This is a genomic window from Micromonospora sp. NPDC023644 (assembly GCF_040640115.1).
In the GTDB taxonomy this organism is placed as follows: Bacteria; Actinomycetota; Actinomycetes; order Mycobacteriales; family Micromonosporaceae; genus Micromonospora.
This window is the reverse complement of record NZ_JBFABA010000002.1, coordinates 138250-152579: the sequence shown is the minus strand read 5'-3', so window position 1 is coordinate 152579 and position 14330 is coordinate 138250. Positions and strand designations below refer to the sequence as shown.

Below are 14330 nucleotides of genomic sequence, written 5' to 3'. Positions count from 1 at the left end.
ACGCCACCACGCTCCTGATCGCCCTTCACCCGGCCGGCACGGCCTCTTCTCGCACCAACGCCATCACCACGTCCGGGCACCGGCGCGCAGGCCACGTGTCCGGACTTCCCCGACCCGAGGAGAACCGATGAGAACCAGGAGAACGGCAGGCACGATCATCGCAGCCGTCGTCGGCGTGCTGCTCGCCGGCAGCGTGGCGGCCTGCGGTAACAGCGACACCGGCGGCGGCTCCGCCGACGACGGCAGGATCACGCTGGGCTTCTCGCAGGTCGGCGCCGAGAGCGGCTGGCGGACGGCGAACACCACCTCGATCAAGGAAGCCGCCACCGAGGCGGGGATCGAGCTGAAGTTCGACGACGCGCAGCAGAAGCAGGAGAACCAGATCAAGGCGATCCGGAACTTCATCCAGCAGAAGGTGGACGTCATCGCCTTCTCGCCGGTGGTGGAGTCCGGTTGGGACACCGTGCTCAAGGAGGCCAGGGACGCCGACATCCCGGTGATCCTGACCGACCGCTCCGTCGACTCGGCCGACAGGTCCCTCTACAAGACCTTCCTGGGGTCGGACTTCGTCAAGGAGGGCCGGCTGGCCGGCGAGTGGCTGGTGGAGCAGACCAGGGGCGCCAGCGGCCCGGTGAACATCGTCGAGTTGCAGGGCACGACGGGCTCGGCGCCGGCCAACGACCGCAAGGAGGGCTTCGCCAAGGCGATCGCCGCCAACCCGAACCTGAAGGTCGTCGCCTCGCAGTCGGGCGACTTCAAGCGGGCCGACGGCAAGCAGGTGATGGAGCAGTTCCTCAAGGCCAACCCGAAGATCGACGTGCTCTTCGCGCACAACGACGACATGGGTCTGGGCGCGCTGGAGGCGATCACCGCGGCCGGCAAGGTGCCCGGCAAGGACATCACCATCATCACCATCGACGCGGTGAAGGACGGCATGCAGGCGCTCGCGGACGGCAGGTTCAACTTCATCGCCGAGTGCAGCCCGCTGCTCGGCCCCCAGCTGATGGACCTGGCGAAGAAGGTCCACGCCGGCGAGGAGGTGCCCGCCCGGATCGAGACCGAGGAGACCACCTTCACCCAGGAGCAGGCCAAGGAGGCGCTGCCCAACCGCAGGTACTGACCGACGCCGGGGGCGCCGTGCGCTGACGGCGCCCCCGGCTCGTCGCTGGCCCTTCTCGTACCGCCACTCTCCAGAAGAGGTCCGATCAGATGACGGGTAGCCGTCCGGTCCTGACCATGACCGGGATCAGCAAGACCTTCCCCGGGGTACGCGCGCTCCACGACGTCGACTTCCGGCTGTTCCCGGGCGAGGTGCACGCCCTGATGGGCGAGAACGGCGCCGGCAAGTCGACCCTGATCAAGGTGTTGACCGGCGTGCACGCCATCGACGAGGGCACCGTCGTCCTCGACGGTGAGCAGGTCACCTTCAGCGGCCCGATGCAGGCGTCGGCCTCCGGTGTGAGCACCGTCTACCAGGAGGTCAACCTCTGCGCCAACCTGTCCGTGGCGGAGAACATCTTCATCGGCCGCGAGCCTCGCCGCCTCGGCGCGATCCGCTGGGGCGAGATGCGCCGGCGGGCGCGGGAACTGCTGGCCCGGCTGGACCTCGACGTGGACGTCGGCGCGCAGCTCGGGACGTACTCCCTGGCGGTGCAGCAGATGGTCGCCATCGCCCGGGCGATCGACGTGCGTTCCCGGGTGCTGATCCTGGACGAGCCGACGTCCAGCCTGGACGCAGGTGAGGTCGCGCAACTGTTCCGCATCATGCGGCAACTGCGCGACGAGGGCATCGGCATCCTGTTCGTGACGCACTTCCTCGACCAGGTCTACGGCATCGCCGATCGCATCACGGTGCTGCGCAACGGCGCCCTGGTGGGGGAGTACCGGACCGACGAGCTGCCGCAGTTGAGCCTCGTCGAGAAGATGATCGGCAAGGAGCTCGACGTCCTGGAGCGCCTCGACGGGCAACAGAAGCGTACCGTCGCCGTGCGGTCCGACGCGGTACCGCTGGTGGACGCGTCGGCGCTGGGCCGCGACGGCGCGGTCGCCCCCTTCAGCCTGCGGATCCACGCCGGTGAGGTGGTCGGGCTCGCCGGCCTGCTCGGCTCCGGCCGCACCGAGGTGGCGCGTCTGCTGTTCGGCGCCGACCGCGCCGACCACGGCAGGGTCGCCATCGACGGCGGCGGGACGCAGTTGCGTCACCCGGGCCAGGCCATCGCCCGCGGCGTCGGGTTCTGCTCCGAGAACCGCCGTGCGGAGGGCGTCATCCCCGAGCTGTCGGTGCGGGAGAACATGATCCTCGCGATGCAGGCGGCCCGCGGTTGGCTGCGGCCGGTTCCCCGCCGCCGGCAGGACGAGCTGGTCGAGAAGTACGTCCGGGCGCTCGGCATCCGGCCGGCGAACCCGGACCTGCCGGTGCGCAACCTCTCCGGCGGCAACCAGCAGAAGGTGCTCCTGGCCCGCTGGCTCATCACCGAGCCGCGTCTGCTGATCCTCGACGAGCCGACCCGCGGGATCGACATCGGGGCGAAGGCCGAGATCCAGAAACTGGTGGTCCAGCTCTCCGACGACGGTATGGCGGTGCTGTTCATCTCCGCCGAGCTGGAGGAGGTGCTGCGGCTGAGCCATCGCGTCGCCGTCATGCGTGACCGGACGATGGTCGCCCAACTCGACAATGACGACACCCTCGACGCCGACCGCGTCATGCGGACCATCGCCCGCGGAACCGGCAGTGCGGAGGCGATCCGATGACCGCCGTCGCCGACCGCCTCCGGCCGCTGACCGGCCACCGCCTGTTCTGGCCGGTACTCGTGCTGCTGGTCATGATCCTGGCCAACACGGTCCACCGGCCCGGCTTCCTCGCCGTCGAGGTCAAGAACGGGCAGCTCTACGGCACCCTGGTCGACATCCTCCGGCTGAGCGCCCCGCTGATCCTGGTCGCGCTGGGCATGACCCTCGTCATCGCCACCGGCGGCATCGACCTCTCCGTCGGCTCGCTCTGCGCGATCAGCGGCGCCATCGCCTGCCTGCACATCAGCGAGGCGTCCGACCAGGACAGCCCGTCGACCGTCCTGACGGCGCTGGCGTTGGCCCTCGGCGCCGCGCTCGTGCTCGGCGCCTGGAACGGGGTGCTGGTCGCCGTCATCGGCATCCAGCCCATCATCGCCACGCTGATCCTCATGGTGGCCGGCCGAGGGCTCGCGCAGCTGGTCACCGAGGGCCAGATCATCACGATCAACTCCGGCCCGTACCGGGCGGTCGGGCTCGGACACTTCCTGACCCTGCCGCTGGCCATCCTCATCGCGCTCGCGGCGGCCCTGCTCATCGCCGCCGTCACCCGTCGCACCGCGCTCGGCCTGATCGTCGAGTCGGTCGGGGGCAACGCCGAGGCGAGCCGGCTGGCCGGCATCCGCTCCGGGCGCGTCGTCTTCCTCGTGTACGTGGTCAGCGCCGCCTGCGCCGCGATCGCCGGATTCATGATGACGGCGAACGTGTCCAGCGCCGACGGCAACGCCGCCGGTCTCTGGGTGGAGCTCGACGCGATCCTCGCGGTGGTCATCGGCGGCACCTCACTCGCCGGCGGCCGGTTCTCCCTCGGCGGCACCGTCCTCGGCGCGCTGATCATCCAGACCCTCACCACCTCGGTCTACGCCTTGAACATCTCGCCGCAGACGGCCCTGCTGTTCAAGGCGGTCGTCGTCATCGCCGTCTGCCTCATCCAGTCGCCGGCGTTCCGGGCCAGGTTCCGCCGCCGACGGGGCGCATCCACACCCGGGTCCGCGGCGGCGCGACGGGAGAAGGAGCAGGTGCCGGCATGAGCGGTACGTCGCTGACCACCGGCCGCACCTGGCGGCCCGGGGTGCCCCGCCGGCACGTCCCGGTCCTGGCCACGCTCGCCCTGCTGCTGGTCATGTACGGCGTCGGCGTGTCCCAGTACCGCGCGTTCTCCAACGTCCAGGTCGTGTTCAACGTCTTCATCGACAACGGGTTCCTGCTGGTCGTGGCGGTCGGCATGACCTTCGTGATCCTCACCGGCGGCATCGACCTGTCGGTCGGCTCCGTCGTCGCGATGACCGCGATGGTGTCGGCCTCGCTGCTCCAGGACGGATTGCCCGCGGCCCTGGTGCTGGTCGTCGCGCTGCTGATCGGTCCGACCCTCGGGTTCCTGATGGGCTGCGCGATCCACTTCTTCGAGATCCAGCCGTTCATCGTCACCCTCGCCGGGATGTTCTTCGCCCGGGGCATGTGCACGTTCATCAGTGACGCGTCCATCCCCGTCACCGACGGGTTCTGGACGGCCGTCTCCCAGGAGCGCATCGGCGATCCCGGGGGCAACTTCGTGTCGATCAGCGTCCTGATCGCGTTCGCGGTGGTGCTCGTCGCCGCGTACGTGCTGACATACACCCGCTTCGGCCGCAACGTGTACGCGATCGGCGGCAACCCGCAGTCGGCGGTGCTGATGGGCCTGCCGGTGGGGCGCACCCGGATCGCCGTCTACACGGTCAGCGGGTTGTGCTCGGCCATCGGCGGCATCCTGCTGTCGTTCTACACGCTCTCCGGGGCGCCGCTGATCGCCATCGGCATGGAACTGGACGTGATCGCGGCCGTCGTCATCGGCGGCACCGTGCTCACCGGCGGGTCCGGCTACGTCTTCGGCACCGTGCTCGGTGTGCTGGTGCTCGGCGTGATCCAGACCCTGATCACCTTCGACGGGAGCCTCAACTCCTGGTGGACGAGGATCGTGATCGGTGGCCTGCTCTTCGCCTTCATCCTCCTCCAGCGCCTCGTCGGCATCCGCCTCAAGTGACCGCCCCTCTCGGAAGGCAAAGGCATGGCAACGCATCCTGAACCCGAGGTCTGGTTCCTCACCGGCAGCCAGGGCCTGTACGGCGCGGACACCCTCCGGCAGGTCGCCGACCAGTCCCGGCAGATCGCCGCGCAGCTCGACGGCTCGCCGCAGATCCCGCTCCGGGTGGTCTGGAAGCCGGTCCTCACCTCCGGCGCCGACATCCTCGAGGCGTGTCGGGACGCCGCCGCGCAGGGTGCGGTCGGGGTGATCGCCTGGATGCACACCTTCTCGCCGGCCAAGATGTGGATCGCCGGTCTGGACGCTCTGCGGACGCCGCTGCTGCACCTGCACACCCAGGCCAACGTCCTGCTGCCCTGGGACGAGATCGACATGGACTTCATGAACCTCAACCAGGCCGCGCACGGCGACCGCGAGTTCGGCTTCATCCAGACCCGGCTCGGCGTCGCCCGCAAGACCGTCGCCGGGCACGTCAGCGACCCCCGGGTGACCGCCCGGATCGGCGCCTGGGCCCGGGCCGCGCTCGGCTACTCGGCGATGCGTTCGCTGCGGCTGGCGCGCTTCGGCGACAACATGCGCGACGTGGCCGTGACCGAGGGCGACAAGGTCGAGGCGGAGCTGCGCTTCGGCGTCTCGGTAAACACCTACGGCGTCAACGACCTCGTCGCGGTCGTCGACCAGGTGGCCGACGCGCAGGTCGACGAGCTGGTCGAGGAGTACGACGACACCTTCCGGGTCGACCCGCAGTTGCGGGCGGGCGGAGCACGGCACCTCTCGCTGCGCTACGCCGCGCGCCAGGAGCTGGGCCTGCGCGCGTTCCTGGACGACGGCGGCTTCCGGGCCTTCACCACGAACTTCGAGGACCTGGGCGGCCTGCGCCAGCTCCCGGGCATCGCCGTGCAGCGCCTCATGGCCGACGGCTACGGCTTCGGCGGTGAGGGCGACTGGAAGACCTCGGCGCTGGTCCACTCGCTCAAGTCGATGGCGGTCGGGGTCACGGGTGGGACGTCCTTCATGGAGGACTACACCTACGACCTCACGCCCGGCAGCGAGCTGGTGCTCGGCGCCCACATGCTCGAGGTGTGCCCGTCGATCGCCGGTGACACCCCCACGGTGGAGATCCACCCGTTGAGCATCGGCGGGCGCGAGGACCCCGTCCGGTTGGTGTTCGACGCCGCCCCCGGACCGGCGGTGGTGCTCGGCCTCGCGGACATGGGGGAGCGCTTCCGGCTGGTGGCCAACGAGGTCGACGTGGTGGCGCCGCCGCACCCGCTGCGCCGGCTGCCGGTCGCGCGGGCCGTGTGGCGGCCCCGCCCGCACCTGCCCGGCTCGGCGGAGGCCTGGATCACCGCCGGTGGCCCGCACCACACCGTGCTGTCCCAGGCGGTGGGCGTGGAGGAGCTGCACGACCTGGCCGAGATGACGAGGACCGAACTGGTCGTCATCGACGCGCACACCGACCCACGCCGCCTTGCCAACGAGATTCGGTGGAACCAGGCCTACTACCGGCTCGCCCGGGGGTTCTGACCCGCGCGCCCCGACGGATCCGGTCCCTGTCAGCAGCCGACGACACCGTGACCTCGGCCGCCGTCCCCGGCGGTGCGGCAGCCTGACGGCCGTACGGCGAATGGAGACGCTCCCCGCCGACTCGTCGGCGGGGGCAACGCCGGGCCCGGCCCGGTCGGCTCCGCCGCACTCTGGACGACGGGGCAACTGGCGTAGACTGTCGGCGTTCCAACCTCGGTCACCCGGCACACGTCGCCGTGGCGGATGGGAGGGCGGATGCAGCACCACGAGGCCGCTCCCGTCGACGTCGACGTGCGCGATCGCCGACGGGCAGGCGGGGGAGGTGAGGTGGCCGTGCGTAGTCCCGCGATGACGGACGTGGCTCGCCTCGCCGGCGTCTCCCACCAGACGGTGTCCCGGGTCCTCAACGGGCACCCCAACGTGCGCGAGCAGACCCGGCTTCGCGTCCAGGCGGCGATCGCCGAGCTGGGCTACCGGCCCAACCGGGCCGCGCGGGCACTGGTGACCGGCCGGTCCCAGGTGATCGGTGTGGTCGCGCAGAACACCACCCTCTACGGCCCGGCGTCGCTGCTGGCCGCCCTGGAACAGGCGGCCGCCGAGGCGGGCTTCGCGGTCAGCGTCGGCAGTGTGAGCGACCTGGACCACCGGTCCATCTCGGCGGCGGTGGAGCGGCATCTCGCGCACCGGGTCGCCGGCATCATCGTGATCGCGCCGGTGGAGTCGGCCGGGGAGGCCCTCGAACGGCTTCCGCAGGACGTGCCCCTGGTGACCGTCGACGGTGACCCGCGCCGGCCGATCCCGCTGGTGACGGTCGACCAGGCCGCCGGTGCCCGGGCCGCCACGCAGCACCTCCTCGACGCGGGGCACCGCACGGTCTGGCACGTCTCCGGTCCGCCCGACTGGTTCGACAGCGCGGGCCGGATCGAAGGGTGGCGGGAGGCCCTGCAGACGGCGGGCGCCGAGGTGCCGCCGTTGGTCCCCGCGGACTGGTCCGCGGCGGCCGGCTACCGGTGCGGGCAGATGCTGGCCCGGATGCCGGAGGTCACGGCGGTCTTCACCGCCAACGACCACCTGGCGCTCGGCGTGCTGCGGGCGCTGTACGAGCACGGCCGACGGGTGCCGGAGGAGATCAGCGTGGTCGGCTTCGACGACGTGCCGGAGGCGGCGTACTTCATCCCGCCGCTGACCACCGTGCGGCCCGACTTCGCCGCCGTCGCCCGGGCGAGCCTGGACATGCTGCTCGCCCAGATCGAGTCGTCGCACGTCGCCGGCCCGCTTCGGCAGACGGTCGCGCCGACCCTGGTCGCCCGCCACAGCGTGGCAGCCCCGCCGCGCCGCTAGGCACCCCACCCGCGCGGGCATCGGCGGCAGCGGTTTTTTCGATCTGCGGCCGTGTCCCGCCATCCGGTCGGGGCCGACGACCGGAGCCGCCCGGTGGGTCGTGGGCCGGGCTTGCTGACCTGCCACGTCTCCGCGAATAGCCACTAATCGCCGCAGGCGCCACTCGTCGGGCTGTCCGGGCCCAAGGTATGAGAAGCGGCCGAGTCAGACCAACCATCACTCTTGCAATCAATACGAGACCTATGAATAGATCGACGCCTCCGATCGGGTGAGCCGCATCGACCGATCGGGTGCCCGGGGCTACCGGAAGGCAGCCCGTGCTCAGCTCCATGGAGGTACCACATGCGACACTCCGGGTCTCCGCTGCGCCACGCCACCGCACTGTCGGTGGCCGGCGCGCTGGTCGTCGGCATGCTGACCGGCGGTCCCGCTCAGGCAGCACCCGCTACGCCCGCTTCCCCCGATCAAGCCGCCGCGCTCGCCGCCGCACTCGGCGACCGCTCCGGTGGGGCGTACGCCGGGGCCGACGGCGCCATGGTCGTCACCGTGACCGACGACGCCGCTGCCCGCAAGGTCCGCGCGGCCGGCGCGACCCCGAAGCTTGTCGCCCGCGGCGCGGGCGACCTCGCCCGGGCCACCGCCACCCTGGACGGCGCCGCGCGGGTGCCAGGCACCGCGTGGTGGACCGATCCGGCGACCAACCAGGTCGTGGTATCCGTCGACAGCACGGTGACCGGCGCGAAGCTGGCACGCGTCGAGGCCGTCGCGCAGCGGCTCGGCGGCACCGTCCGCATCCAGCGGGAGTCCGGCACGCTCAGCACCCGGGCGGCCGGCGGTGAGGCCATCTACGCCGAGGGTGGTGGCCGCTGCTCGCTGGGCTTCAACGTCCGCAGCGGCGACACCCACTACTTCCTCACCGCCGGGCACTGCACCGACATCACCGCCAACTGGTACGCCGACTCCGGGCAGGGCAGCCTGCTCGGCACCGGCGGTACCGGCAGCTTCCCCGGCGACGACTACGGCATCGTGCGACACACCAGCCCGGCCTCCGCCGACGGCAGCGTCTACCTGTACGACGGCACCACCCGGGACATCACCGGCGCGGCCGACGCCTTCGTCGGGCAGTCGGTGCAGCGCTCCGGCAGCACCACCGGTCTGCACGGCGGCGCGGTCGAGGCGGTCGACGCCACGGTGAACTACGCCGAGGGCAGCGTCACCGGGTTGATCCGCACCACGGTCTGCGCCGAGCCGGGCGACAGCGGTGGCGCGCTCTTCAGCGGAAGTACCGCCCTGGGCCTGACCTCCGGTGGCAGCGGCAACTGTTCCTCCGGCGGGACCACCTACTTCCAGCCGGTCACCGAGGCGCTGAGCGTCTACGGGGTGGAGATCGTCTGAGGGACGTCACACCAGCGGGGCCGCCGGACACCGGCGGCCCCGCCCCTGTGTCTGCGCCGAAGCGGCCGGTCCGGCCGCCCGCACCGTCGCACCGGGTCACGCGAGGGTGTGATGACCCGCCTTGACGACCTGGTCGTACTCGCTGCGTCGCGCGTCGTAGGCGGCCTCCAGGAACGTCTCCGAGTCCGGTCCCACCGGCAGCCGCAGCGGCGGCGACTCCAGCTGACTGAGCCGCCAGACCACGTCCGCGAAGAGCGCGGGGGAGTTCACCTCGATCTTGGTGTTCATGCCGCGCAGCGCGCCGAGCAGGCCGTCGCTGACCGGCGTGTAGTCCGCGATGCGCTGCTCCGGCATGATCAGGTTGGCGCTGTACCCGGTGGCGAAGCCGCCCGGTTGCAGGATGGTGACCTTGACCCCGAGGTGCCCGGCCTCGGCGGCCAGCGACTCGGCCGCGCCCTCCACCGCGAACTTGCTCGCCGTGTACGCGGCCAGCCCGGGGAAGGGAACCATGCCGGCGACCGAGCTGACGAAGATGGCGTGCCCGCCGCGCTGGGCCCGCCACAGCGGCAGCACGGCCCGGGTGAGCCGCCACGGCCCGAACACGTTGGTGTCGAACTGGGCGGCGAGTTCCGCGTCGGAGACCTCCTCGAAGGTGCCGAACTGGCCGTAGGCGGCGTTGTTGATTAGGACGTCGACGCCGCCGAAGGCGTCCACCGCCCGCTCGACCGCCCCCGCGCACTGCGCCGGATCCCGGACGTCCAGGGCGGTGGCCACCACGTTGCCCGGGTGCCGGGCCACCAACGCGCCGAGGGTCTCCGGCCGTCGGGCCGTCGCCACCACCTGTTCCCCCTCGGCGGCGAGCCGGACCGCGAGGGCCCGACCGAGCCCGCTCGAACACCCCGTGATCAACCAACGCTTCGCCATCGCCCTCGACCTGCCCAATCCGATGGGTTACCTGTCGGATGCAGACTGTAGGATCCGTCGACGCGAGTGAAGGGGCATCGGCTGTCGCCAACCGGATTCGTCGGGTACCCAACGCACCGCCGAGCGCTGCTCGATCGCCCCGGCCACGGCCTCGCCGATCTCACCGGGGGCGACGTGCGTTCCGCGCCGCCGACACGGTCAGGTGGCGACGGTGCGGTGCAGCCGGAGGAAGGACTCGGTGAAGCCAAGCGCCGGCCAGGCGCGCGACGCGAGCAGGTTCGTCACCCGCCAGTCGGTCACCACGCTGTCGAATCCACTGTCGACGGCCCAGTCGATGACGGCCTCGCCGAGCGCCCGGCCCACGCCTCTGCCATGCGCCTGCGGAAGGACGGCAGCGAAGCCGAGGAATCCGGCGTCGTCCGGGCGGGCCAGACTCAGATGCGTACTCGACTTCTCCAGAGCGCAGCCGATGGCCGAACCGACCACGCGGCCGTCCGACTCGGCCACGAACGTGGCGAATCCGGTGTCGGCGATGCTCTCCTCCCATTCGGCCACGTTCTCCTCGACAGTCGACAGCACGCCTGGGGAGAACGTCGGGGACGACCCGTGCTGGCGGGGGAGTTCGATGTCGAGCGCGGCGAGTGCCGGGACGTCCGCACGCACAGCCCGGCGCACCGACAGCCCGGCGACGTCGTCGGTCCGCGCCCGCGTCCTGACCGCAGGCCTGATGGCGTGCGCCTGCTGCTGGCCGAAACCGAGTCGGAACCAGGCCCGGACGAGGTCGGCGTCGTACGCCGGCACCAGCACGTAGTGTGCCGTCCGGCCTTCTCCGACCCATCGGGTCGCCGCCGCCGCGTACAGGTCCCGCATCACCTCTGCGTCGGTCACCGCCTGCCCCGCCGCTTCCACCCAGATGTTCGGCCCCCACACCGGCGACGACTTCGGGGATCCGAGGACGAAGCCGACCGGGGCGCCGTCGCGCAGTGCCACCGCACCCGATGCGTCGGTCGTCTCGAACGCCGCGGTCAGCTCGCGCAGCGCGGCGTCGACCGCACAGAACCGCGTGGACAACAGCGGCTCGGCCATCCTGTGCCGGCGGTGCCGTTCGGCCAGCAGCACGCCGCACGCGGCCAGATCGGCGGATTCCATCGGCCGTACGCTGACTCGGGGCATGCCCCGGGACGGTACCCACCGGCCCGCCAGCCGGCATCGGATTTCCGGGGCGGGCAGCGGTCGGACAGGTCGTTGCGGAGCTGCCGCGGCGCGTCCCGCCTACGCCGGGACCGCCTGCGGATCGCCGGCGGCGTCATGGGTGGCCACGGTCTCCTGCCGGCGGGGTTCCTCGCGCAGGATGGCGGAGTGCAGCCACGCGTCGGGGATGGCGAAACCGTCCACGAGCGTGCGCATGTGCGGGCGCAGCTCCTTGAGGAGACCGTTCACCACGCCGGTGATCGCCTTGCTGCGGGCCGGCGTGAGGCGGCCGTGCTCCAGGAACCATCCCTTGTCGGCCTCGATGACGCTGAGCGCGTACAGGTCACAGACCCGCGAGAGCAGCGCCTGGACCGCCGGGTCAGCGGTGTCCTCGATGCCGGCGACGAACGCCTCCAGGGTGACCCGGTCGATGTGCGCGGCGGCGACGGCGAGGACGTGGTCCTGCACGTCGTTGAAGATGTCGAAGGGGCGGTCCTTCTTCGTGGCCGCGCCGTTGCGCAGGCGGCGGACCGCGCCGTCGAGGAGGTGCCTCTCGCGGTCCTCGAAGACCTTGAGCTGCCAGCCGCGGTCGGTGACGGCGATCTCCTCGTCGCGGCCGGGCACCGCACTGATCAGCCGTTCGATGAGTGACCGCGCGGCGGTGCGCTCGAGCACCATCTCGCGGACGTGCTCGGCGACGAAGGAGGCGCGCCCCCAGCCGTCCAACGAGCCGAACTCGTCCCGGTAGCCGGTGAGCAGCCCCTTGGCCACCAGCTGGAGCAGCACCGTGTTGTCGCCCTCGAAGGTGGTGAAGACGTCGGTGTCGGCCTTGAGGCTGGGCAGCCGGTTCTCGGCGAGGTAGCCGGCGCCGCCGCACGCCTCGCGGCACATCTGGATGGTGCGGGTCGCGTGCCAGGTCTGCGCGGCCTTGAGGCCGGCGGCCCGGGACTCCAGCTCCCGTTGCCGGTGCTCGTCGACCGGCCCGTCGCCGCCCTGCACCTCACTGAGCGCGGCGACCAGCTCCGCCTGGGCGAAGTGCAGGGCGTACGTGGTGGCCAGGGCGGGCAGCAGCTTGCGTTGGTGGGCCAGGTAGTCGTTGAGCAGCACCTCCCGGTCCGCGTCGGGCGTGCCGAACTGGCGACGGATGTCGCCGTAGCGCACCGCGATGGCAAGCGCCGACTTGGTGGCCGCCGCCGCGGCGCCGCCCACGCTCACCCGGCCGCGGACCAGCGTGCCGAGCATGGTGAAGAAGCGCCGGGAGTCGTTCTCGATCGGGCTGGAGTACGTCCCGTCCTCCGCGACCTGGCCGTAGCGGTCCAGCAGCATGTCCCGCGGCACCCGCACGTGGTCGAAGCTGAGCCGCCCGTTGTCGACGCCGAGCAGGCCGGCCTTGGGCCCGGCGTCACCGATGGTCACGCCGGGCAGCGGGTCGCCCTGCGCGTCGCGGATCGGGACCAGCCACGCGTGTACGCCGTGCCGCCGCCCGTTGGTGACCAGCTGCGCGAAGACCACCGCCATCCGCCCGTCGCGGGCCGCGTTGCCGATGTAGTCCTTGCGGGCGGCCTCGTGCGGGGTGTGCAGGTCGAAGGTCCGCGTCCGCGGATCGTACGTGCAGGTGGTGCGCAGCTGCTGGACGTCGGAGCCGTGGCCGGTCTCGGTCATCGCGAAGCAGCCGAAGATGTCGCCCGAGACGATGTCCCGCAGGTAGGCGTCGTGGTGCCGCCGGGTGCCGAGGGCCGCGACGGCGCCGCCGAACAGGCCCCACTGCACGCCCGCCTTGACCATCAGCGACAGGTCGACCTGCGCCAGCATCTCGATGGCGACGATCGAGCCGCCGACGTCGGATCTGCCGCCGTACTCGGTGGGGAAGCCCGACGCGATACCCAGATCGACGGGGAGTTCGGAGAGCAGCCGGGTGATCCGCTCACGTGCCTGGTCGCCGGTCTCGCCGTACACCGGGAGGAAGCGCGCGTCGAGGTGGTCCCGGTGCGCGTTGCGGACGTCGGCCCACGGTCCGTCGAGCTTTTCCCGCAGGCGGGCGAGGTCGATGCGGCCGGACGCGTGATCGGGCATGGTCACCCCTCGAGATGGCGGACATTTGGTACGTCTCTACCCAATCAACGGTACCCGCCCCCCACCGCGACCCGGCGGGCGAGACCGCGGTGAGACGGGACACCATCGCCGCGTCGCGCCGCCGGCTCCCCGTCGTCCCGGCGGGCACCTACCCGTACGGCGGCACCCGCACACGTCCGGTCCACCCGCCGCCATGGCTCGCCACCGCCCGGGCGCGAATCGTCACGAGGTTGTCGTATTGCGGCGGAGCCTGCGGGGTAGGGCTCTCCGGGAGACGCCGAGACGTGAGGAGCGAGTCGTGACGTACCCCTGGTTGTTTCCCGACGGCCGACCGCCGCTGTTCCACGCCGAGCCCACCTCGCCGGACGCCCGGTTGGCCTGCCGGCTGCTCGACCGGATGCAGCGGGATCCGCTGCTGCGTCGTGAGCGCATCTGCATCGAGGTGCAGAACCGCGTGGTGATCCTGGAGGGGACGGTCAGCGAGCCCGACCTGAAGGTTCGTGCCCACGCCCTCGCGTGGGCCACCCCTGACGTGCACGACGTCAACAACCGGCTGAAAGTTTTCCCACCGAAGACCGTCGGCGATGTCGAGAACCCGGGACCGGCTCCGTCCCCGCTGTGAACGCGACCAGAATGGTCGGCGCCAGCATCGAGGAGAGACACCATGGCCAAGTACCTGCTGCTCAAGCACTACCGCGGCGCCCCGGCTGCCGTCAACGACGTGCCGATGGACCAGTGGACGCCGGAGGAGATCTCGGCGCACATGCGGTACATGAGCGACTTCGCGACCCGGCTCGAGGCGACCGGCGAGTTCGTCGACGGCCAGGCGCTCGCCCCCGAGGGGACGTTCGTCCGGTACGACGGCGAGGGCCGCCCGCCGGTCACCGACGGCCCGTTCGCCGAGACCAAAGACCTGATCGCCGGCTGGATGGTGATCGACGTCGACAGCTACGAGCGCGCCGTCGAGTTGGCCGGGGAGCTGTCGGCCGCCCCCGGGGCGGGCGGGAAGCCGATCCACGAGTGGTTGGAGCTGCGCCCGTTCCTGACCGCGCCGCCCACCATCACGGAGTGA

At 71.5% G+C, this 14330-nt stretch carries 12 protein-coding genes; 9 read left to right on the top strand and 3 right to left on the bottom strand.

Going from position 1 to position 14330, the window contains the following annotated elements:
• Positions 1-127 precede the first annotated feature (127 nt).
• The 7 genes from AB0G08_RS02165 to AB0G08_RS02135 all read left to right on the top strand — a co-directional run bounded on the left by AB0G08_RS02165 (position 128) and on the right by AB0G08_RS02135 (position 9070).
• The gene (locus AB0G08_RS02165; RefSeq protein WP_358081847.1) at positions 128-1120 is read left to right on the top strand and encodes an ABC transporter substrate-binding protein; all 993 of its coding nucleotides are present in this window, start codon (positions 128-130) and stop codon (positions 1118-1120) included.
• A gap of 89 nt (positions 1121-1209) precedes the next feature.
• Positions 1210-2751, top strand: coding sequence for a sugar ABC transporter ATP-binding protein (locus AB0G08_RS02160; RefSeq protein WP_358081845.1), 1542 nt, complete (start codon positions 1210-1212; stop codon positions 2749-2751).
• A complete protein-coding gene (locus AB0G08_RS02155; RefSeq protein ID WP_358081842.1) occupies positions 2748-3818 on the top strand; it encodes an ABC transporter permease in 1071 nt (356 codons plus the stop codon). Before AB0G08_RS02160 ends, AB0G08_RS02155 begins: the two co-directional genes overlap by 4 nt.
• Positions 3815-4807, top strand: a complete 993-nt coding sequence (gene yjfF / locus AB0G08_RS02150; protein ID WP_358081839.1) for a galactofuranose ABC transporter, permease protein YjfF — start codon at positions 3815-3817, stop codon at positions 4805-4807. The genes AB0G08_RS02155 and yjfF overlap by 4 nt, the downstream gene beginning before the upstream one ends.
• Before the next feature lie 24 nt (positions 4808-4831).
• Complete coding sequence (araA, locus tag AB0G08_RS02145; protein ID WP_358081836.1) at positions 4832-6334, top strand: L-arabinose isomerase; 1503 nt, start codon at positions 4832-4834, stop codon at positions 6332-6334.
• 348 nt (positions 6335-6682) lie between these two features.
• On the top strand, positions 6683-7675 hold the full coding sequence (locus tag AB0G08_RS02140) for a LacI family DNA-binding transcriptional regulator (protein ID WP_358082229.1): 993 nt from the start codon (positions 6683-6685) through the stop codon (positions 7673-7675).
• Between the two features lie 342 nt (positions 7676-8017).
• Entirely contained in the window at positions 8018-9070 is a 1053-nt protein-coding gene (locus AB0G08_RS02135; RefSeq protein WP_358081833.1) for a S1 family peptidase, read from the top strand.
• A gap of 96 nt (positions 9071-9166) precedes the next feature.
• Here the strand turns inward: AB0G08_RS02135 and AB0G08_RS02130 are convergent, their stop codons facing one another.
• From AB0G08_RS02130 to AB0G08_RS02120, 3 genes are all read right to left on the bottom strand, one after another.
• Positions 9167-9994, bottom strand: coding sequence for an SDR family oxidoreductase (locus AB0G08_RS02130; RefSeq protein WP_358081830.1), 828 nt, complete (start codon positions 9992-9994; stop codon positions 9167-9169).
• A 198-nt stretch (positions 9995-10192) separates the two neighbouring features.
• Positions 10193-11143: a GNAT family N-acetyltransferase gene (locus tag AB0G08_RS02125; protein ID WP_358081827.1), complete on the bottom strand. Its 951-nt coding sequence runs from the start codon at positions 11141-11143 to the stop codon at positions 10193-10195.
• Positions 11144-11266: 123 nt separating this feature from the next.
• Entirely contained in the window at positions 11267-13258 is a 1992-nt protein-coding gene (locus AB0G08_RS02120; RefSeq protein WP_358081824.1) for an acyl-CoA dehydrogenase, read from the bottom strand.
• A 298-nt stretch (positions 13259-13556) separates the two neighbouring features.
• On the opposite strand from AB0G08_RS02120, the gene AB0G08_RS02115 reads away from it, so the two are divergent.
• Together AB0G08_RS02115 and AB0G08_RS02110 are read left to right on the top strand one after the other, a co-directional pair.
• Positions 13557-13880 carry a BON domain-containing protein gene (locus AB0G08_RS02115; protein WP_358081821.1) on the top strand — a complete coding sequence of 108 codons (324 nt, stop codon included), beginning with the start codon at positions 13557-13559 and terminating at the stop codon, positions 13878-13880.
• A gap of 42 nt (positions 13881-13922) precedes the next feature.
• The gene (locus AB0G08_RS02110; protein WP_358081818.1) at positions 13923-14330 is read left to right on the top strand and encodes a YciI family protein; all 408 of its coding nucleotides are present in this window, start codon (positions 13923-13925) and stop codon (positions 14328-14330) included.